At 64.6% G+C, this 23,185-nt stretch carries 3 protein-coding genes; all 3 read left to right on the top strand.

Annotated elements, in window-relative coordinates; genetic code table 11:
* Positions 1–56: 56 nt before the first annotated feature.
* The 3 genes from O4220_RS22405 (at position 57) to O4220_RS22395 (ending at position 23,177) form a co-directional block, all read left to right on the top strand.
* Positions 57–1,514, top strand: a complete 1,458-nt coding sequence (locus tag O4220_RS22405) for an amidohydrolase (RefSeq protein WP_269607691.1) — start codon at positions 57–59, stop codon at positions 1,512–1,514.
* 86 nt (positions 1,515–1,600) lie between these two features.
* Positions 1,601–2,026 carry a PPOX class F420-dependent oxidoreductase gene (locus tag O4220_RS22400; RefSeq protein ID WP_269607690.1) on the top strand — a complete coding sequence of 142 codons (426 nt, stop codon included), beginning with the start codon at positions 1,601–1,603 and terminating at the stop codon, positions 2,024–2,026.
* A gap of 283 nt (positions 2,027–2,309) precedes the next feature.
* Positions 2,310–23,177 carry a non-ribosomal peptide synthase/polyketide synthase gene (locus O4220_RS22395; RefSeq protein ID WP_269607689.1) on the top strand — a complete coding sequence of 6,956 codons (20,868 nt, stop codon included), beginning with the start codon at positions 2,310–2,312 and terminating at the stop codon, positions 23,175–23,177.
* Positions 23,178–23,185 lie beyond the last annotated feature (8 nt).

The following is a 23,185-nucleotide window of genomic DNA, read 5'->3' as shown; positions in this document are numbered from 1 at the left end:
TCATCGCTAGAGGATGGCATGCGCGCCTACCATGGCGACGCTCTAGAGTCCCAGGAGTGATTATCGCCAACGTCGCACTGGATGGTTCCGGCGTGCTCTTCGACATCGAAGTCGTCGGCTCGGTCGTCTCGTCGATCGCCCCCGCCGGCAGTCCACGCAGAACCGGCGTCGAAGTGCTCGACGGTGGAGGTGGGGTTGCCCTGCCCGGGTTCGTCGACTCTCACGTGCACCTGACTCAATGGGCGGCGGCGCGTCGGCGTATCGATGTCGGGCCGGCGATGTCGGCGGCCGATGCCGTCGCGCTGGTATATCCCTACGCGCGGACAGCAGGCGATTCGGTGGTGCGCGCCAACGGCTTCCGGGACGCGCAGTGGCCCGAGGAGCCGCACAAGGATCTGCTCGAGAGCGCACTGCCAGGTGCCCGCGTGGCCATGACGAGCATGGACCTGCACACGCTGTGGCTGAGCCCGGCGTTGCTCGCAGATCTGGGAATCGATCACCCCACCGGGGTGCTCCGCGATGTCGACGGCCTCGAAGCGGTCATGGCACTCGAGGAACAGGAAGACCCGGCGGAGCTCGATCGGGCCGTACTCGACGCCACCGCTGCACTGGCGGTCCGCGGAGTCACCGGCGTCGTCGATTTCGAGTTCGCGGACAACAGGACGGTCTGGGATCGACGCCTGTCGGCCGGATCTCCCGCGGTACGCGTCGATACGACGGTATGGCCGCAGTGGCTCGACGAAGCGATCGAACGCGGCGAGCGGACCGGCGACGTCTCGGCGCTCTCGGAACTGATCAGGCGCGGACCGCTCAAGGTGATGCTCGACGGTTCGCTCAACACCAGAACGGCGTGCTGCCACGACCGCTACCCGGGCATCGACGGGGACGACGCCTACGGTCTGTTGCTCGAGACCCGGGAGAGTCTGTTCGAGCTCGTCTCACGGGCGTCGCGCAGCGGCATCGTGCCGGCGATCCATGCGATCGGCGACCGCGCCAACAGCATCGCACTCGATGCGTTCGAGCGGGCCGGCTGCGGTGGTCGAATCGAACATGCGCAGCAGATACTGCCGGAAGACATCGAACGTTTTGCCGCACTGGGTGTCGCAGCATCGGTGCAGCCGCAGCACGCGATGTCCGATCGCGACATAGCCGAGCACCTGTGGTCCGGACGGCGCTCGGTGGCCTACGGCTACGGAACACTCCATCGAAGCGGGGCGAGACTGCTCTTCGGCTCCGATGCCCCGGTCAGTCCACCCGAACCGTTGGCCGGAGTCGCCGCTGCGGTGTTCCGAACCGACGACGAGCGACCGCCATGGCACCTCGATGAAGCAATGCCCCTCGACGCCGCACTGCAGGCGGCGTGTGGCGGTCGCCGGGCCCTCGGAGTCGGGGACGCGGCGGACATCGTCGTGCTCGTCGAGCATCCCGAGCATCGGACGGTGCACGATCTCGCAGAAACCGAGATCAGGGCGACGATCTGTGCAGGTGCCCTCACCCACGCAGCGGCGGGGTAGCCGCATCCGGTCGTGCTCACCCGGAGGGACGCAAAACGCGCACGAGGTGATCGATGTTGTCGGTGTGGCCGCGTAGCGTAACTGCGATGACGTCGATCACCGATCCGCGCGTACGTGAGTTTCTCTCCGCGGGGACCCGCACCGGGAAGCTCGGGTACCTCGCCTCCGACGGTAGGCCCCTGGTGGCACCCATCTGGTTCCTCGTCGAGGGCGATCAGATCGTGTTCAACACTGGTGCAGACACGGCCAAGGGCAAGTCGATTCGCCGAGACCCCCGCGTGGTCCTGACCGTCGATCTCGAGCAGCCACCGTACGGTTTCGTTCAGGTGCAGGGCGTCGCATCGGTCGACGAGGATCCGGCGGAGCTGGTTCGCACCGCAACCGAGATCGCGGCACGGTACATGGGCCGCGAGCGCGCCGAGGAGTTCGGCACCAGGAACGGTGTTCCGGGCGAATTGATCGTTCGGGTGACGCCGAACAAGGTGATCGCCGCTTTCGACATGACGGCGTGACGACCGACGATCTCTCCGCGGTCGGCACTGTAGATTGACCGGGTGCCGAATCGAGTCGGAGTGTGTCGGGTGAGCCCGAAACGGGTACCGACTTGTAACGGTCCGGTACATACGTACGGATATGTACTGAAAGGTAACTTCGAGTTGTCGCCGGTGAGAAAATAGAGAACGAAGTAAGCAACTTGCTCGACGTGTTCGGTGCCCACCGATCGCTGCTGGTTCAGCAGCCGGTGGGGGCGCGTGTGATTGTGGGAAAGAGAGGCATCGATTGGACCCGCTAGGTGTGGAAGGTGCTGGACACGGCGACGGAGTCGGCAGTCCTGAGCATTCGTCGTTCCCCCTGTCACCGGCCCAATTGGGAATGTGGTTCGCGCAGCACGTGGACCCGGCGGTCCCCGCGAACATCGCCCAGTACATCGAACTACACGGTGATCTCGATGTGGAGCTTCTTCGTCGGGCCTCTTCCCAGGCTGCGCTCGAGCTGCAGTCCGGATTCGTGCGCCTGCTCGAGATCGATGCCGAGCCTCGGCAGATCGTCGACCCCACTCTCGACGACTCCCTGAACTACGTGGACTTGCGCGGTGAAGCCGACCCGCGCGCCGCCGCTCTGACGTGGATGCACGACGACTACAGCGCGCCGATCGACATCCTCCGGGACCGGTTGATCGCCGCCACCGTTCTGCGCCTGGACGACGATGTGTGGTTCTGGTACGAGCGTGTCCACCACGTGGTGCTCGACGGTTTCGGTGCCGTCACCTTGATGAACCGCGCGGCGGAGCTCTACACGGCAGAAGTGGACGGCGTCGAGCCGACCAAGAATCTGGCGTCGGATCTGACCAAGGTCTACGACATCGACGTGGCCTACCGCGGCTCGACCCGCTTCGAGGCCGACCGCGAGTACTGGGCGTCGCGTATCGACGGCATCGACGGAGTCACCACCCTGGCCGGTCATACGGCCCCGCCCGCAGCGAAGAGCCAGATAGACAGCACAGCTCTGTCCGCCGAGACCATGGAACAGCTCGAGGACCTGCGCGCCCGGACCGACACGACGATGGCAACCATCGTCATCGGCGCTTTCGCCGCCTACCTCGCCCAGATGACCGGCCGCGAGGACGTCGTGCTCTCGCTCCCGGTGACCGCGCGTACCACCGCGGTACTCCGCCGCTCGGGCGGCATGGTCTCCAACGTCGTGCCTCTGCGGCTCGACGTTGCAGGCGACACCACCGTCGAAACCCTTCTTGCACGCGTCAACGCCGAAGTCTCCGGGGCCCTGCGCCACCAGCGATACCGGCACGAGGACATTCGCCGTGACGCGGGCGGTGCCAGCGGTCAGGCATCGTTCTTCGGCCCGTGGGTCAACATCATGCTGTTCTTCGGCGAGGTACGCCTCGGATCGATGGTCGGCGGCATCAACATCCTCTCGACCGGCCTCATCGAGGATTTCGGCCTGAACCTGTACACGAGCGTCGCCGGTTCCTCGACTCACATCGACTTCGAGTCCAACCCCAACTTGTACGGGTCGGAGCAGTCCGGGCGAAACCACGAACGGTTCGTCGATTTCATCGGCCGATTCGTGGCGTCGGCACCGAATGATCGGGTGTGGGATCTTGCGCTGACCGACGGTGACGAGCGTGATCTGGTCGTGGCTGAATGGAACGCCACCGAGCACGAAACCGACCCACTCACGCTGCTGTCGGCATTCGAGGAAGCAGCTGCAGCGAACCCCGGCGCGACGGCTCTGGTGTACGAGGGCGAGGCACTCACCTACGGCGATCTCGCGGCTCGAGTGAACGTGCTCGCTCGACACCTGATCGACATGGGCGTCGGCCCCGAGACGCTCGTCGGACTCTCGATCCGTCGTTCGTTCGACCTCGTCGTCGGCATGTACGCCGTTGTGGCGGCCGGTGGTGCATGGGTGCCGATCGATCCCGACCACCCCGCCGAGCGCACGGCGTACATCCTGGACTCGGCGCAGCCGCGCTGTGTGCTGATCTCCTCGCTCGACGAGGTTTCCCTGCCCGAGGGAACCGAGACGGTTGCAGTCGATCTCCTCGACTACACCTCGCGGTCTTCCGCGCCGATCCGCGACACCGAACGCACTGCGCCACTGCGACTGTCGAACACCGCCTACGTGATCTACACGTCCGGCTCGACCGGAAGACCGAAGGGTGTCGCGGTCGAGCATCGGGCGATCCACAACCAGATGGAGTGGATGCTCGCGGAGTACCCGATGGACGCCTCCGACGTCTATCTGCAGAAGACGGCCACCACCTTCGACGTCTCGCTCTGGGGGTTCTTCCTTCCGCTGCGGGTCGGCGCGACGATGGTGCTCGCGACGCCCGACGGCCATCGTGATTCGGTGTACGTGGCCAACAAGATTGCCGAACACCGGGTCACCGTCACCGATTTCGTGCCGTCCATGTTGACGGTGTTCGTCGCCAATGCGCCGGTGCACACGTGCAGTTCGCTGCGGCACGTGTTCGTGATCGGTGAGGCGCTGCCGGTCGAGACCGCTGCGTCCTTCCGAGCGGTATGCGCTGCGGGACTGCACAACCTCTACGGCCCCACCGAGGCTGCCGTCTCGGTGACGTATTACCCCAGCGGCCCACAGGACACTCGTACGGTTCCGATCGGTGTGCCTGAATGGAACACGAAGGCGTTCGTTCTCGACAGTCGCCTGCGCCCCACACCGATCGGCGAGTCGGGTGAGCTCTACCTCGCCGGAGTGCAGCTCGCGCGTGGGTACGTGGGCCGGCCGGATCTGAGTTCGGATCGCTTCGTGGCCAACCCGTTCGGCACCGGCGGCGAGCGGATGTACCGCACCGGTGACCTCGTGCGCTGGCGTAGCGACGGAGTGTTGGACTACATCGGCCGGACGGACTTCCAGGTCAAGTTCCGCGGACAACGCATCGAGCTCGGCGAGATCGAAACGGTTCTGCTCGCCAACGAATCGATCTCGCAGGCAGTGACCCTGGTGGCGCAGACGGTCACCGGTGATCAGTTGGTGGCGTACGTCGTCGCGGCTCCGGGACGCTCCATCGAATCCGCCGCGGCGATCGAGTTCGCCGGTCACGCCCTACCGTCGTACATGGTGCCGGCAGCGGTCGTCGTCCTCGACGCCCTGCCACTGAACACCAGTGGCAAGCTCGACCGAAAAGCGTTGCCGGAACCGGTGTTCAGCAGCGCGAAGAAGTACCGGGCTCCGCAGAGCCGGGCGGAGTACGTCGTCGCCGGAATCTACGAGGATCTGCTCGGTGCCTCCAAGGTCGGTCTGGACGAGGACTTCTTCGAGCTCGGTGGCAACTCTCTGATCGCCACGCAATTGGTGACGCGAGTGGGCAGCGCTCTCGGAGTTCGCCTCGGCGTCCGTGAGCTGTTCGAAGCTCCCACGGTCGGCGCACTGGCGGCCAGGGCCGAATCGGCGGCTCGGCTCGGGGCGGACACCCCGGTACTGGAGTCGCGGGAACGGCCCGAACGTATTCCACTCTCCCCTGCGCAACAGCGTATGTGGTTCCTCAACCGCTTCGACCCCACCACCGCGGTGTACAACCTGCCGTTCTCCGTCCGTCTGACCGGGCCGCTCGACGTGGCCGCCCTGTCGGCCGCATTCGCCGACGTCGTCGACCGACACGAGACCCTGCGCACCGTCTACCCCGAGGTGGACGGCTCACCGGAACAGGTTGTGCTCACGGCGGCGCGGACCCCGGCGACGATTGTGCCGGTCCGCATCGAACGCGACGAACTCGGCGGTCGCCTGCACGAACTGGTCGCCAAGGGATTCGACGTCACGGTCGACACACCGTTCCGCATCGCACTCTTCGAGATCTCACCGACCGAGTACGAACTCGCGATGGTGCTGCACCACATCGCCGCAGACGGAGCGTCGTTCGGTCCGCTGGCGCGAGATGTGCTGGTGGCGTACTCGAGCCGGGTCAAGGGGCGCGCACCCGAGTGGACGCCTCTCGAGGTCCAGTACGCCGACTACGCGCTCTGGCAACGAGCGGTGCTCGGTCCCGAGACCGATCCGCTGTCCTTGGCATCGCGCGAAATCGCTTACTGGAGCGCGACTCTCGAGGATCTGCCCGATCAGTTGGCGCTGCCGTCGAGTAGGCCACGCCCCGCGGCGTCCTCGAACGCGGGCAGCAAGCTTCGGGTCGACGTTCCGGCGCATCTGCACGCCTCACTGGCGAGCCTGGCCCGGGCGAACAACGCCTCGCTGTTCATGGTCATGCAGTCCGCGTACGCGCTCCTGCTCGCCCGGCTCAGCGGCACCACCGACATCGCCATCGGTGCCCCCGTGGCCGGTCGCGGAGAACCCGCACTCGACGACCTGGTCGGCATGTTCGTCAACACGCTCGTACTGCGCACCGAGGTCGATCCGGCGTTGACGTTCGAGGAGCTCCTCTCGCGCGTTCGTGACACGGACCTGTCCGCGTTCGCACATGCAGACGTGCCGTTCGAGCGCCTCGTCGAGGTGCTGAACCCGGTGCGTTCGACGTCACGGCACCCGCTGTTCCAGGTCGCGATCTCGCTGGAATCGGCAATGTCTCGTGAACTCACCGTCGGTGGTCTGCGCGCGAAAGCCGCCGAATTCGACGTCCCCATCGCCAAATTCGACGTACAGCTGTGGCTCACCGAGCATCTCGACGACGGAGCACCCGCGGGTATCGACGCGGTGTTCGAGTACGCGACAGATCTGTTCGACGCAGATCTCGTCGAGAGTTTCGCTCGTCGCTTCCTGGCGATTCTGGACGCGGTCACCACCGACGCGACAGTGCCGGTCGGCGACGTCGCGATCGTCGACGCCGCGGAGCGCCGGTCCGTGGTATCGCAGTGGAACGCCTCGGGAGACGACGTCTCTCGGGAGCTGACCCTGGTGGATCTGCTCGACGCTGCTGCCGCACGTCACCCGGACGGCGTCGCGGTGCGCTTCGGTGATTCGTCGATGACCTACGCCGAGTTCGACGCGCACGCCAACCGCCTTGCCCGCGTTCTCATCTCCCACGGCGTCGGCCCCGAAAGCCTGGTCGCCGTCGCCCTTCCGAGGTCTGCGGAACTCGTCGTCGCGCTCGTCGCGGTGATCAAGGCCGGCGGTGGATACCTACCCGTCGACCCGAGCTACCCACTCGACCGAGTCGAGTACATGCTCGACGACGCTCGGCCCACAACCGTTCTTTTGTCAGGCTCGGACCGAGTGGAACTGCCGTCCGACGTCGAATCTCGTACCGGCGCAGCATTGCTCGATATCGACACTCTCGATCTGTCGTCGGTGTCCGGCGATCCCGTCACCGACGAGGACCGAACGACTCCGCTGCGACCGGGCAACGTCGCGTACGTCATCTACACCTCGGGCTCGACGGGCCGTCCCAAGGGCGTGATGATTCCGCATCGCAACGTCGTTCGGCTGCTCGACAACACCGATTCCGTCTACGGCTTCGGCACCGACGACGTGTGGACGATGTTCCACTCCTACGCCTTCGACTTCTCGGTGTGGGAGCTGTGGGGCCCGTTGCTGTACGGCGGCACGTTGGTCGTCGTCGACTACTTCACCTCGCGGTCGCCGGAGGCGTTCCACCGCTTGCTCGTCGACGAGCAGGTCACGGTGCTCAACCAGACGCCGTCGGCGTTCTATCAGCTTTCCGAGGCCGATCGCACCACGGCAGCCGATCATGGCGAATTGGCACTGCGCTACGTGATCTTCGGCGGTGAAGCCCTCGAACAACGGCGGCTGACCGGGTGGTTCGAGCGGCACGGGCACCGTTCGCCCCAGCTGGTCAACATGTACGGCATCACCGAGACGACGGTGCACGTGTCCTATCGTGCGCTCGATGCCGCGTCCGTCGAGACCAGTGCGTCGGTGGTCGGCAAGCCCATCGCCGGACTGCGGGTGTTCGTGCTGGACAGCCGCCTGCATCCGGTTCCGGTCGGGGTGCCCGGCGAAATGTACGTTGCCGGTGGACAACTGGCCCGTGGTTACCTCGGTCGCCGGGAACTGACGTCGGTTCGCTTCGTGGCGAACCCCTTCTCGTCGGGAGCCGACGACGGATCGCTGTTGTACCGAACCGGTGACCTCGCACAGTGGAACGCCGCAGGCGAACTCGAATACCTCGGTCGCTCCGACGATCAGGTCAAGGTTCGTGGATTCCGCATCGAGCTGGGCGAGGTGGAGGCGGCGGTGACTGCGCAGCCGACCGTCACCCAGGCCGCCGTCGTCGTTCGCGAGGACTCGCCCGGTGCAGCTCGACTGGTCGCCTACGTGGTGTCCGCTGCGGTCGAGGGTCGGCCGATCGTCGACATCGAAGACATCAGAACCGGTATCGCCGAGGTACTTCCGGAGTACATGGTGCCGTCGGCGTTCGTCGTGCTCGACGCCATTCCACTGACGGTCAACGGCAAGCTCGATCGCCGGGCACTGCCGGCACCGGTGTTCGAGGTGCGCGAGTTCCGCGCTCCGACGACCCCGATCGAGGAGATCGTTGCCGACGTCTTCGCGGACGTCCTCGGGGTGGAGCGCGTGGGTCTGGACGACGACTTCTTCGAGCTCGGCGGTAACTCGTTGATCGCCACACAGGTGGTCTCACGGTTGGGAGTGGCGCTCGATGCCACCGTGCCGGTGCGCATGTTGTTCGAGGCATCGACCGTCGCCCTGCTTGCGGTGCGGGTCGAGCAGGCCGCGGGGGAGGGCGGACGCGTCGCGCTGGTCGCGGCGGTGCGGCCGGAGCGGATTCCGCTGTCGCTGGCTCAGCAGCGAATGTGGTTCCTCAACCGGTTCGACGCCGATTCCACCGCGTACAACATTCCGTTCGCATTGAAGTTGACCGGCGAGCTCGATGTCGCGGCACTGCAGGTTGCGATCATGGACGTGATCGACCGGCACGAGTCGCTGCGCACGGTGTATCCCGATACCGTCCACGGCCCACAGCAGTCCATTCTCGACGCCGCTCAGACGGTGCCGAACCTGATGCCCATTCCGACGTCTGCGGCCGACATCCAGCGGCAGGTCTTCACGTTGGCCTCGACGACGTTCGACGTGACCGTCAATGTTCCGATTCAGGCCCGACTGTTCGAGATCGGCCCTCGCGAACACGTCATCGCCATGGTGGTGCACCACATTTCGGCCGACGGCTGGTCCATGGGACCGCTGGCGCGCGACATCATGATCGCGTACGCCTCGCGAACTGCCTGGGAGAACCCGGCATGGATGCCGTTGGAGGTCCAGTACGCCGACTACAGCCTGTGGCAGCGCTCGGTCCTCGGATCGGAGGACGATCCGCAATCGCTGATCTCCGGCCAGGTCGACTACTGGGCTCAGATGCTGGCCGGGTTGCCGGATCAGCTCGATCTGCCGACCGACCGGCCTCGCCCGAATCGCCAGTCCTACCAGGGTTCGTCGATACGCTTCGAGGTGCCGGCCGAGGTCCATCGCGGCCTCTCTGCGCTGGCCCACACACACAACGCTTCACTGTTCATGGTCGTCCATGCGGCACTTGCAGTGTTGCTCGCGCGCCTCTCGGGCACCGAGGACATTGCGATCGGCACCCCGGTCGCCGGTCGCGGCGACGCAGCCCTCGACGACGTGGTCGGCATGTTCGTCAACACGCTCGTACTGCGTACCGATATCGAAGCGGGTCGCACGTTCTCGGAGCAGATCGGGCGTGCGAGAGAAGTGGCGCTCGGTGCGTTCGGGCATGCCGATCTTCCGTTCGAGCGCTTGGTCGAGGTGCTGAATCCGTCGCGTTCGCAGGCGCGGCATCCGCTCTTCCAGGTGATGCTCTCGTTCGAGAACCTCACCCGTACGCACGTGGACCTGCCAGGTCTGTCGGTGGACAGCGTCGCGCTCGACGCGGAGGTGGCAAAGTTCGATCTGCAGTTGACCGTCACCGAGTCGATCGGAGTGGACGGGCGCGGACAGGGCATGGCCGCCGAGTTGACGTACGCGACCGACCTGTTCGATGCGGAGACGGTGCGCGGATTCTCCGATCGTTTCGTGCGGATGCTCACCGCGGTGGTGGCCGATCCGTCGGTGTCGGTGGGTGACATCGATCTTCTCGACGACGGTGAGCGCGCGCGAGTGGTGACGGCGTGGAACCACACCGAACACGACGTGCCGAAGCAGATGACGCTCGTCGACCTGTTCGACCGTCAGGTCGCCGAGACTCCCGATGCACCGGCGCTGGTGTTCGAGGGCGAGCGGCTGACGTATGCGGAGTTCGCGGCAAGAGCCAATCGCCTTGCGCGCCATCTGATATCGATCGGAGTCGAGCCCGACTCCCTCGTCGGACTCGCTGTCGGTCGAAGCCTCGACCTGTTCGTCGGCATGTATGCGATCGTCAAGGCGGGGGCGGGTTACGTTCCGATCGACCCGAAGCAGCCGGCCGACCGAAACGAGTACATCGTGGCCACGGCGGCACCGGTTCGGGTGCTGTCCATCACGCGCGATCATGTGGACTTCGCCGGAGTCGAAACGATCGACATCGACACACTCGACGTGTCGTCGCTGTCGTCGGCTCCGCTGACCGATGCCGATCGAATCGCCCCGCTACGGCCCTCGAACATTGCCTATGTGATCTTCACGTCCGGATCGACAGGCAGACCCAAAGGCGTTGGGGTGTCGCACGAAGCGATAGTCAACCGACTGTTGTGGATGCAGCACGAGTACCGGTTGAGTGCCGATGACGTGGTGCTGCAGAAGACTCCGTCGACCTTCGACGTATCGGTGTGGGAGTTCTTCTGGGCCCTGCAGAACGGGGCGTCGGTGGCCATCGCGGTGCCGGATGGGCATCGGGATGCGCTGTATCTGCTCGATGTCATCGCTCGTGAGCACGTTTCGGTGGTGCACTTCGTGCCGTCGATGATGTCTGTGTTCGTACCCGAGGTGGAGCGACGCCGAGCTTCGGGTGCCTCGCTGCGGTTGGTGTTCGCATCCGGTGAGGCGCTGGCTCCCACCACTGCCCGCTCGCTGCGGCGGGCAATCGCGGGAGTGGAGTTGCACAACCTGTACGGTCCGACAGAGGCTGCGGTCGATGTCACGTATCACGCTGTGACGGACGAAGACTCGGATGTCATGCCGATCGGTGCTCCGGTGTGGAACACCGCCGTCTACGTGCTGGATTCGCGACTGAATCCCGCTCCCGTCGGAGTCGCTGGTGAGCTCTATCTGGCGGGTACACAGTTGGCTCGTGGCTACGTCGGTCGCCCTGATCTGACCGCGGATCGATTCGTGGCGCATCCGTTCGCGACGGGCGGAGCTCGTCTCTACCGCACCGGCGACGTCGTGCGGTGGAACCGGCACGGCGAACTGGAATACGTCGGACGTTCCGACTTTCAGGTCAAGCTTCGCGGCCTGCGCATCGAACTCGGCGAGATCGAATCGGCACTGTTGGCGCAGCGTTCGATCTCCCAGGCGGTCGTCGTCGTGCGCCGCGAGCAGCTCGTCGGGTACGTCGTACCGTCCGGTGCCTCCGTGGACACCGGAGCCGTATTGGCCGCAGTTCGGTCACGACTGGCGGAATACATGGTGCCGTCGACTCTCATCGTGCTCGAAGAATTTCCGCTCGGCGCGACCGGAAAGCTCGATCGCAAGGTTCTGCCCGATCCGGAGATCGCGGTCACCGAGTACCGGGAACCGACGAACGACATCGAACGTACCGTGGCCGAGGTTTTCGCTCAGGTGCTCGGCGTCGAACGTGTCGGTCTGGACGACGACTTCTTCGAGCTCGGTGGAAACTCACTGATTGCAACGCAATTGGTGTCCAGGCTGGGCGTCGCCCTGGATACCCGCATCGCGGTGCGGGAACTGTTCGACGCCTCGACCGTCGGTGCTCTTGCAGTCCGACTCGGCACCCTCGTGGCCACCGGAAGCAGGCCGGCGCTCGGTGTTCGGGAACGCCCGGAGCACATTCCGTTGTCGCCTGCTCAGCAGCGCATGTGGTTCCTGAACAAGTTCGACACCGAATCGGGTGCGAGCAACATTCCGGTAGCCGTTCGACTGTCCGGATTGCTGGATCGACGAGCGATGCAGGTTGCGGTTGCGGATGTGGTCGCGCGCCACGAGTCGCTGCGCACGGTGTATCCGGAAACCGATGGGACCGCACATCAGGTGGTTCTCTCGGTCGACGAGGCGAGCCCGGCACTGCTGCCGATCGAGATCGGGGCAGGCGAGGTGGCCGACACCTTGCACGAGTTGGCCTCGGCCGGTTTCGACCTGTCGACCGAATTGCCCTTCCGCACTCGTCTTTTCGAGATCAGCCCCACCGAGCACCTGCTCGTCTTCGTCGTTCACCACATTGCGGCCGATGGATTCTCGATGGGCCCGCTGACGCGCGATGTGATGACCGCGTATGCCGCTCGGTCGATGAACTCGGTGCCGAACTGGAACCGTCTCGAAGTCTCGTACGCCGACTACAGCCTGTGGCAGCGTGAGGTCCTCGGTTCCGAAACCGATCCGGAATCCGTTGCAGCCGAGCAGATCGCCTACTGGTCGACCGCGCTGGCAGGTCTGCCGGATCAGTCGAACCTGCCGACCGACCGGGTCCGGCCGCTGGTGGCGTCGAATTCCGGTGCACGCGTGGTGTTCTCCATTTCCAGAGAACTTCATCAGGGCCTGTCGACCGTGGCGCGTCGCGACAACGCGTCGCTGTTCATGGTCGTGCACAGTGCACTGGCCGTGTTGTTGTCCCGCTTGTCGAACGAATCGGACATCGTCATCGGAACCCCGGTGGCCGGTCGCGGCGAGGCCGCCCTCGACGACCTGGTCGGCATGTTCGTCAATACGCTGGTGCTTCGGTCCGAGATCGACAGCTCCGCGTCGTTCGACGACGTAGTTCGTTCTGTTCGTGAGGTGGACCTGTCGGCGTTCGCGCACGTCGATATCCCGTTCGAGCGGCTGGTCGAGATTCTCAACCCGACTCGTTCCGCGGGGCGTCACCCTCTGGTTCAGGTCGTGGTGGCCTTCCAGAACCTTCGCCAGAATGATCTGCAGCTTCCAGGGTTGTCCGTGTCGGGCGTCGAGTTCGATGCCGTGGTGTCGCTGTTCGATCTGCAGTTCACCTTCGTCGAGGCATTCACATCGGATGGTTCCGCTGACGGAATGTCGGTGGAAGTCACTTATGCGACCGATCTCTTCGACGAGTCGACGGTCGAGTTGCTGGGGCAACGCTTCGTCACACTGCTCGGTGCTGTAGTCGACGACGCAGGTGTTGTCGTAGGGGACATCGATCTGCTCACGGGCGGAGAGAAGAGGGCGCTGACGGATCGTCGTTGGACGACCGAACACCCGATTTCCGACGACCGCTCGACTCTTGTTGCGCTGTTCGACGATTCGGTGCAGCGTTCCGCCGATCGTGTCGCACTCGTCTTCGAAGGTGAGTCCCTCACCTATCGCGAGTTCGACAGCAGGGTGCTGCGCTTGGCGAGATATCTGATCGATGCAGGCGTCGGACCCGAATCGCTCGTGGCATTGTCGCTGCGACGTTCGGTCGACCTGGTCGTGAGCATGTACGCAGTGTTGGAGGCGGGAGGCGCGTTCGTGCCGATCGACCCGGAATACCCCACCGGCCGCATCGAGCACATTCTCGACATAGCCAGGCCCACCATGGTCCTGACGTCGGTCGCCGACTCCGCAAACCTCCCGTCCGGACACCGCCTGGTCGATGTCACCGATCTCGATCTGACTTCGGTGTCGAACGCGCGGATCGTCGACGCCGAGCGGCGTGGATCTCTGACGCCGTCGAACACCGCCTACGTCATCTTCACCTCGGGTTCGACAGGAAAGCCCAAGGGCGTGTCGGTCAGTCACCGCGCCGTGGCGAACCAGATGCTCTGGATGCTGCACGAGTACGACGTGACCGAGAACGACGTCTACCTGCAGAAGACGGCCACCACGTTCGACGTCTCGCTCTGGGGTTTCTTCATCCCACTGTTGGCGGGTGCGCGGTTGGTGGTTGCCACGCCGGACGGCCACCGAGATGCCGGCTACGTCTCCGACACGATCGCGGCCCAGTCGGTCACCCTGACCGACTTCGTACCGTCCATGCTGACGGTGTTCGCAGCCAACACGAGTCCCGACAGATGCCGAACACTTCGGGACGTGTTCGCGATCGGCGAGGCGCTGCCACCGGAGAGTGCCGCCGAGTTCCGTGCCTCCACCGGAGCCGAACTGCACAACCTGTACGGTCCGACCGAAGCCGCTGTGTCGGTCACCTATTGGCACACCGGAGACAGTGACACCGCGGTCGTACCGATCGGCCGTCCCGAGTGGAACGTTCGCCTGCACATACTGGACGGCCGACTGCATCCCGTCGCCCCTGGCGTTGCAGGTGAGCTCTACCTGGCGGGCGTACAACTCGCCAACGGTTACCTGGGCCGAGTCGATCTGACATCGGATCGCTTCGTCGCAGACCCGTTCGGTCCGGCCGGACAACGGATGTACCGAACCGGAGACCTGGTTCGGTGGCGAAGCGACGGAACGAACGTCGTCGAATACATCGGCCGTACCGACTTCCAGGTCAAGTTCCGAGGTCAGCGAATCGAACTCGGTGAGATCGAAACGGCGCTGCTGTCGCATCCCGACGTCAGCCAGGCGAGCGCGGTCGTGGCCGCAACCACGACCGGCGAGCAACTCGTCGGATACGTGGTGCCGGTGCCGGGTGCCGCGGCAGAGCCGGCGACACTCACGGCGCACGTCTCGGCTGCGCTGCCGAGCTACATGGTGCCCGCGGCAATTGTGATTCTGTCTCAATTCCCCCTCAATTCGTCCGGCAAGCTGGACCGTAAGGCACTGCCGGAACCGGTGTTCGAGGCCAAGGCATTCAGAATGCCGTCGACGCCGGTCGAGGAGATCGTCGCCTCGGTGTTCGCAGACGTGCTCGGTGTCGACCGGGTCGGTGCAGACGACGGGTTCTTCCTACTCGGTGGAAATTCGCTGATCGCCACTCAGGTCGCGGCTCGTCTCGGCGCTGCACTCGACACGGCCGTGCCCATTCGGGCACTGTTCGAGGCACCGACCGTGTCCGCACTCGCCGCGCGCATCGAATCGAAGGTCGGTGCTGGAGCGCGGCAGGCACTGACCCGTCAGGTGCGTCCGGCGGTCGTGCCGTTGTCCTTGGCGCAACGCCGGATGTGGTTCCTCAACCAGTTCGACACCTCGTCTGCTGCGAACAACCTGCCGGTCGCGTTGACGTTGAACGGCACTCTCGACACGACTGCGCTGACACGTGCGATTGCCGACCTGATCGAGCGCCACGAGTCCCTGCGCACCGTGTACCCGGCGAACGACGGCGTTCCCAGCCAGGTGGTTCTGTCGAGCACGGACGTGGCCATCACTCTCGAGCCGCTATCGATCGAGGCCGCCGAGATCCACTCGGTCATCGAAGACGTGGTGATGGAGGGCTTCGACGTGTCGTCCGAAGTTCCGTTGCGCGCCAGGCTCTTCCGAGTCACACCGACGCAGCATGTGCTCACCGTCGTGGTCCACCACATCTCGGCCGACGGGTTCTCGATGGGTCCACTGGCCCGAGATGTGATGACCGCCTACCTGGCGCGGTCCGCCGATGCCGAACCCGGTTGGGATCCGCTTTCCGTGCAGTACGTCGACTACACGTTGTGGCAGCGAGAGGTGCTGGGTTCTCCCGAAGATCCGCGGTCTCTGCTCGCGCAACAAGCCGACCACTGGATTGCAGCGCTCGATGATTCACCCGAGGAGCTGACTTTCCCCACCGATCGGCCGCGCCCGGACGTCGCGTCCAACAGAGGCGCGAGTGTGTCGTTCTCCATCGGCGCGCCGCTGCACGCGCGGTTGGACGAATTGGCCCGCACCCACAGTTCGTCGCTGTTCATGGTGGTTCATTCGGCTCTGTCCGTGCTGCTCGCCAGGATGTCCGGAACCGACGACATCGTGATCGGCACACCCGTCGCCGGTCGCGGCGACGAGGCGCTGGACGCCGTCATCGGAATGTTCGTCAACACGCTGGTACTGCGGACTTCGGTACGGGGGGACATCGGTTTCGACGACCTTCTCGCGCACACCAGGGAGGTCGACCTCTCGGCTTTCGCGAACGCGGACATTCCGTTCGAGCGTCTGGTCGAGGCACTCGATCCCGGTCGTTCGGCGGCGCGTCATCCGCTCGCTCAGGTCGTACTGTCGTTCCAGAACATGCAGCAGACCGAGATCGAACTGGCGGGTCTCAACGTGAGCCCGGTCGATCTGCCGGTTGCCACGGCGAAGTTCGATCTGCAGTTCACCTTCGTCGAGTCTCCGGATTCCCAGGGAATCTGGGTTGAAATCGCTTACGCGACAGAGCTTTTCGATCGCGAGACGGTCGCAGGATTCGGTGATCGACTGGTGCAGGTGCTCGAGTCGGTCGCGCACGATCCAGCGCAGACCATCGGCGACATCGAGTTGGTCGACACGTCCGAGCGGGCGCAGTTGCTGGAATTTGCGGCGAGCTCGGAGCCGGTCGACGATGTCCCCTCGACCCTGGTGGATCTGTTCGCCGAGAGGGCGGCAGCGGCACCCGACGACACCGCGGTGGTGCACGACGGTTCTGTCCTGACCTACCGACAGGTCGACGAGGCATCGAATGCACTGGCGCGGCGGTTGCTTGCCGTCGGTGTCGGACCGGAATCGCTCGTTGCAGTTGTGCTTCCGCGAACATCGGAACTCGTGATCGGACTTCTCGCCGTGCTGAAGGCGGGTGGCGGCTACGTGCCGATCGATCCGTCGTACCCAGCCGAGCGAATCGAATTCGTGCTGACCGACGCGCAACCGGCCGCCGTACTGACGTGGTCCGGCGTCGAGGTGGAGCTGCCGACGGGTCTGCCGCGGATCGAGATCGATTCGACCGTCGAAGCGGACGGTCGGCCGCTGGCATCGGCCGAGCTCGGCGTGCAGGCGACTGCGGCAAACGTGGCGTACGTGATCTACACATCGGGCTCCACGGGAAAGCCCAAGGGCGTGGTGATTCCACACCGCAACGTCGTGCGTCTGTTGGCCAACACCCAGCGCAGTTTCCAGTTCGGTCCCGACGACGTGTGGACTCTGTTCCACTCGTTCGCCTTCGACTTCTCGGTCTGGGAACTGTGGGGACCGCTGACCACCGGCGGCAGCGTCGTCGTGGTGGACTACTTCACGTCTCGATCGCCGGAAGCACTGCGTGAACTGCTCGTCCGTGAACGAGTGACGGTGTTCAACCAGACGCCGTCCGCGTTCTATCAGTTCGACGAGGTCGACCGCACCGGTGGTGCTGCGGATTATGCGTTGCGCTACATCGTCTTCGGCGGCGAGGCATTGGAGCTTCGACGTCTGGCCGGGTGGTTCGCTCGACACGGTGACACAGCTCCCGTCCTGGTCAACATGTACGGCATCACCGAGACGACCGTGCACGTCTCGCATCGAGTGGTGGACGCCACGTCGGCTGCGGAGGCGACGGGTTCACTGGTGGGCCGGGCGATCTCGGGCCTGTCGGTCTACGTTCTGGACGGTCGACTCAATCTGGTACCAGCCGGCGTGCCGGGGGAAATGTACGTCTCGGGCGGTCAGGTCGCACGCGGCTACCTCGGTCGAGCCGGGCTCAGTGCCACGCGCTTCGTTGCCGATCCGTTCGCACGCGACGGCTCTGTGTTGTACCGGACGGGTGACGTGGCGCGTTGGTCCACGGCCGGGGAACTCGAGTTCGTCGGTCGCGCCGACGATCAGGTGAAGATTCGCGGATTCCGTATCGAGCTCGGTGAAGTCGAATCCACCGTTGCTGCCGCGCCTACGGTCGGCCAGGCGGCAGTGATCGTTCGCGAGGACGTTCCCGGCGCGTTGCGGCTGGTGGCGTACATCGTTCCGGGGGCCGCTTCGGCCGTCGATCTGGACACCGTGCGTCGCACGGTCGCCGCGAACCTGCCCGACTACATGGTGCCCTCGGCATTCGTCGTTCTCGACGCAATTCCGTTGACAGTGAACGGAAAGTTGGACCGACGCGCACTGCCGCAACCCGCAGCGCAGATCCGCGAGTTCCGCTCGCCGACGACGCCGATCGAGGAGATCGTCGCTCGTGTGTTCGCGGAGGTTCTCGGAGTGGACCGAGTCGGTCTCGACGACGACTTCTTCGAGCTCGGCGGAAACTCTCTGGTAGCGACACAGGTCGTGTCCAGGCTGGGAACCGCGTTGGAGACGACGGTGCCGGTTCGCGCCTTGTTCGAGGCCTCGTCGGTGGCAGCTCTGGCGGTACGCGTCGAGCAGAGTTCGGGCTCCGGCAGCAGGGCTCCGCTCGTCGCGCAGCCGCGACCCGATCGTGTCCCGCTGTCGCTCGCCCAGCAGCGCATGTGGTTCCTCAACCGCTTCGATCCTTCCTCTACCGCGTACAACATTCCGTTCGCGTTGCGGATGAGCGGTGAACTGGATGTGGAGGCACTCGCGCAGGCGATCTCCGACGTCATCGAGCGCCACGAATCGCTGCGGTCCGTCTATCCGGATTCGCCGGAGGGCCCGCACCAGGTCGTCGTTCCGATGTCCGAGATATCCACCACGCTCGGTGTCGTCGACACCGACGCCGAGTCAGTGACCGCGCGGGTGCTGGAACTGCTGGCGACAACTTTCGATGTCACCGCTCGTATTCCGTTGAAGACCACACTGTTCCGGGTCTCCGACCGCGAGTTCGTACTCGGCATTGTCGTTCATCACATCAGCGCGGACGGTCTGTCGATGATGCCGCTGTCGACCGATGTGATGACCGCGTATGCCGCGCGTACCAGAGGCGGCGATCCGGAGTGGGCACCACTGCCGGTGCAGTACGCCGACTACGCACTGTGGCAGCGCCAGATCCTCGGGTCCGAGGACGACGCCGAATCGGTTGCTGCGCAGCAGATTCAGTACTGGTCCGAGGCGTTGACCGATCTGCCCGAGCAGATCGACCTGCCGCTCGATCGACCACGCCCGGCGCATCAGACGTTCCGTGGTTCTCGAATCGATTTCGAGATCGACAGTGCGACTCGAGACCGACTGCAGGCCGTGGCACGTGCGCACAACGCCACTGTCTTCATGGCAGTACATGCGGCGTTCGCCGTGCTGTTGGCGCGGATTTCCGGGTCTTCGGACATCACCGTCGGAACTCCGATCGCCGGACGGGGTGAAGCCGAGATCGAGAACGTGATCGGTATGTTCGTCAACACTCTCGTCCTTCGGCTCGACGTCTCGGCGGACTCGACGTTCGAGGATGTTCTCGACGCGGCTCGAGAAGCAGATCTGCAGGCATTCGCACACTCGGACATCCCGTTCGAGCGGCTGGTCGAGGTGGTCAACCCGACCCGGTCGACGGCTCGGCATCCGCTGTTCCAAGTGGGATTCTCGTTCCAGAACTTCGCCCGGCGCGAGTTCGAGCTCGACGGGCTGGAGATCTCGGCACTCGATACCGAATCCGGGAATTCACAGTTCGATCTTCACCTCATCGTGTCCGACGGCGAAGCGGACGAAAGCGAAGCCGGCGGCGGCTTCGGTGCCATGCTGACGTACGCCACGGACTTGTTCGACGATCGGACTGCGCGCTCCATCGTGGATCGCTTCCAGAACCTGACGGCGTCACTCATCGCATCCCCGACCACACCGATCGGTGACCTCGAGTTGTTGCTCGAGGGCGAGCGCACGACCATCGTCGAGGGCTGGAACGACACCTCTCGTGAGGTCGAGGGCAACGCGACGCTCATAGATCTCTTCATCGAGTCGGCTACGGCCGATCCGCACGCGGTGGCGCTCGAGCACGACAACGGCACGGTGACCTATGCCGAATTCTCGGATCGGGTCTCGCGTCTGGCCCGCCACCTCGTATCGGTGGGAGTCGGCCCGGAAGTACGCGTCGGACTGGCGATACGTAGGTCCGTCGACCTGCTCGTCGGGATGTACGCGATCTCGATGGCCGGTGGCGCATACGTGCCGATAGATCCGGACCAGCCTGCCGACCGAAACGCATTCGTACTGGCCACTGCAGCACCTCTGTGTGTCCTGGTGTCGGGTCGAGGCGACGAGGAGAACGAGATTGCTGCTGCGGTAACTGTTCTCGATATTTCCGAGGTAGATCTGTCGGGATATTCGGCGGAGCCGTTGCAGTCCGAGGAACGCATCGCGCCGTTGTCCGGAGACAACATCGCGTACATCATCTTCACGTCTGGTTCCACCGGACGACCCAAGGGTGTCGCGGTACCGCACGCCGCAATCGTCAATCAGCTGAACTGGCTGCGAGACGAGTACCAGCTGAACGAATCCGATTCGTCACTGCTCAAAACCGCCGCGTCGTTCGACCTCTCGGTCTGGGAGTTCTGGTCGCAGCTCACCTCCGGTGGACGCATTGTGATAGCGGCGGCCGACGGACATCGCGATCCCGAATACCTGCTCGCGTTGGTCCGCGACAGGGCCGTGACCACGCTGCATCTCGTGCCGTCGATGCTGTCCATGCTGACGACGGTCAGCGCAGGGCCGTTGGCACCGACGCTGCGTCGGGTACTGGCGATCGGCGAAGCGCTGCCCGCAGCGGTAGCGCAGGATTTCCGTCGCGCCAACGGCGACGTAGAGCTGCACAACCTCTACGGACCGACCGAAGCTGCCGTGTCCGTGACAGCGCACGCTGTCACCGATGCCGATACGGTCGTGGTCCCGATCGGTGTTCCGGAGGCCAACACCCAGGTGTTCGTGTTGGACTCCCGGCTCCATCCGGTGCCCGCGGGGATAACGGGTGAGCTCTATCTGGCCGGCGAGCAACTGGCCCGAGGGTATTTCGGTCGCGCCGATCTGACCGCCGAACGGTTCGTCGCCAACCCGTTCGGCGCAGCCGGAGCTCGGTTGTACCGAACCGGGGACCTGGTGCGATGGCGCGTTGCCGACAGCGGCACCGGGGCAGCACGAATCGAGTACGTCGAACGTGCCGACTTCCAGGTGAAAATCCGCGGATTCCGAATCGAACTCGGTGAGATCGAATCGGCACTGAGAAACCAGTCGGCGATCGCCGACACCGCGGTGATCGTGCACGGCGATGCCCACCTCGGTGACCAGCTCGTTGCATACGTGGTCGGACAGGGCGACGCCACCGTCGACGTACGGACTGTGGAAGAGGCTCTGACACAGTCTGTTCCGTCGTACATGGTTCCGGCGACGTTCATCGTGCTCGATAGTCTGCCCCTGAACTCCAACGGCAAGCTCGACCGACGAGCACTGCCGAAACCGCAGTTCGAGGCCGCCGAGTTCCGTGCTCCGGTCACTCCTGTCGAAGAGATCGTGGCTCGCACGGTGGAGACTCTTCTCGGTCTCGAACGGGTCGGCCTCGATGACGACTTCTTCGCGCTCGGCGGTAATTCGCTTGTCGCGACGCAGCTGGTATCGCGACTCGGACAGGCGCTCGATGCTCGGATTCCGGTACGTGCAGTGTTCACTGCTTCGACGGTCGAAGGCCTTGCCGGACACATCGCACCGCTCGTCGGCGGCGGCGCTCGCCGTGAGTTGACTGCGCTCGAACGGCCGGAGGTACTCCCACTGTCCGTTGCGCAGGAACGTATGTGGACCATCAACCGGCTGGATCCGGCATCGTCGGCATACAACATTCCCGTCGCAGTTCGTTTGACGGGCGAACTCGACGTCGATTCTCTACGGGCAGCATTCGACGATGTGGTGGGACGACACGAGATTCTGCGGACTCGGTACCCGGACGGTACCGACGGACCCGTGCAGCTGGTCGGCGAAGTGCCCGACGTGGCGGTGGATCTGACACCGGAGGCGGTGGCACCGGACAAGGTCGTCTCACGGTTGACCGAGGTTCTGGGGACCGGTTTCGACGTGACGGCACAGGTACCAGTACGTGCTGCGCTGCTCGACGTCGGCGACGGTCAGCACATTCTGGCCGTGGTGGCGCACCACATCTCGGCTGACGGATTCTCGATGGGACCGCTGATCCGAGACGTGATGGTGGCGTACACCGCGCGGACTGCGGGGGAGTTGCCTGCCTGGGCTCCGCTCGAGGTCCAGTACGCGGACTTCGCGCTGTGGCAGCGTGAGGTTCTCGGAAGCGAGGACGACCCGCAGAGCGTGCTGTCTCGACAGCTCTCCTACTGGACGGACGAACTGGCCGGCGCGCCGGAGTTGCTGGCTCTCCCACTCGACAGGCCGCGTCCGGCTCGGCCGACGATGCAGGGTGCGTCGTATCGGTTCGCGATAGGTGGCGAGACAGCGCAGGCAATAGAACGCATAGCCCGTGAACATGCAGCGACGACCTTCATGGTGGTACACACAGCGTTCGCTGTTCTGCTCGCGCGGCTGAGCAATTCGTCCGACATCAGTATCGGTACACCGAGCGCTGGGCGAGGTGAGGAGAAGCTGGACGATCTGGTCGGCATGTTCGTCAACACTCTGGTGTTGCGCACTCGGGTCGACCCGAACAGCACGTTCGTCGACCTGCTCGACCAAGCGAAGGAGAAGGATCTCGCCGCGTTCGCACATGCCGACGTTCCGTTCGAGCGACTGGTGGACGCGCTCGGGCGCGCACGATCGAGTGCGTACACGCCGCTGTTCCAGGCGATGCTGACGTTCCAGAATCACACGACCGGAGTCTTCGAACTACCAGGTCTGCAGGTGGAAGCACTACCGGCAGGTGAGGACCAGGCGAAGTTCGATCTTCAGCTGACCGCGGTGGAGGCGTTCGACGATTCCGGCTCTCTCACCGAGATCGAGACCACCTTCACCTATGCCACCTCGATATTCACCGAGTCGACCATCGCTGCGTTCGCCGGTCGTTTCGTGAAGATTCTCGAGGCCGTCGCGTCCGATCCGCGGGTGGTGCTTCGATCGATCGACATTCTCTCCGACGAGGAGAAGGCAGAGCTCGAGCCGAAAGCCAGGCCGAAGACCGTCGACGACCTTCCTGAATTGCTCGCGAAGGCCGCGGCGATAGCACCGGATGCAGTTGCGTTCGAGCACGAGGACACACAGGTCGGCTTCGGCGCGATGAGCGAGAAGTTGACGCAGATGGCGGCAACGATGGGTGCTGCGATGAAGCCGCAGGCGCTCGTCACGGTGACGCTGTCGGGATTGGTTCCCGGAGTGTTGCCCACCCTCGGTGCGGATGGTCTTGCTGCCGCTCTGGCATCGTTGATCGAGAGAGCGGAGTCGGTGATCGCGTCATCGTGACGAGAACC

Origin of the sequence: Rhodococcus ruber, from assembly GCF_027270735.1 — a bacterium.
Lineage (GTDB): Bacteria > Actinomycetota > Actinomycetes > Mycobacteriales > Mycobacteriaceae > Rhodococcoides > Rhodococcoides rubrum_A.
Note: the sequence above shows the minus strand (reverse complement) of the source record. Positions and strands in the feature narration are given on the sequence as shown.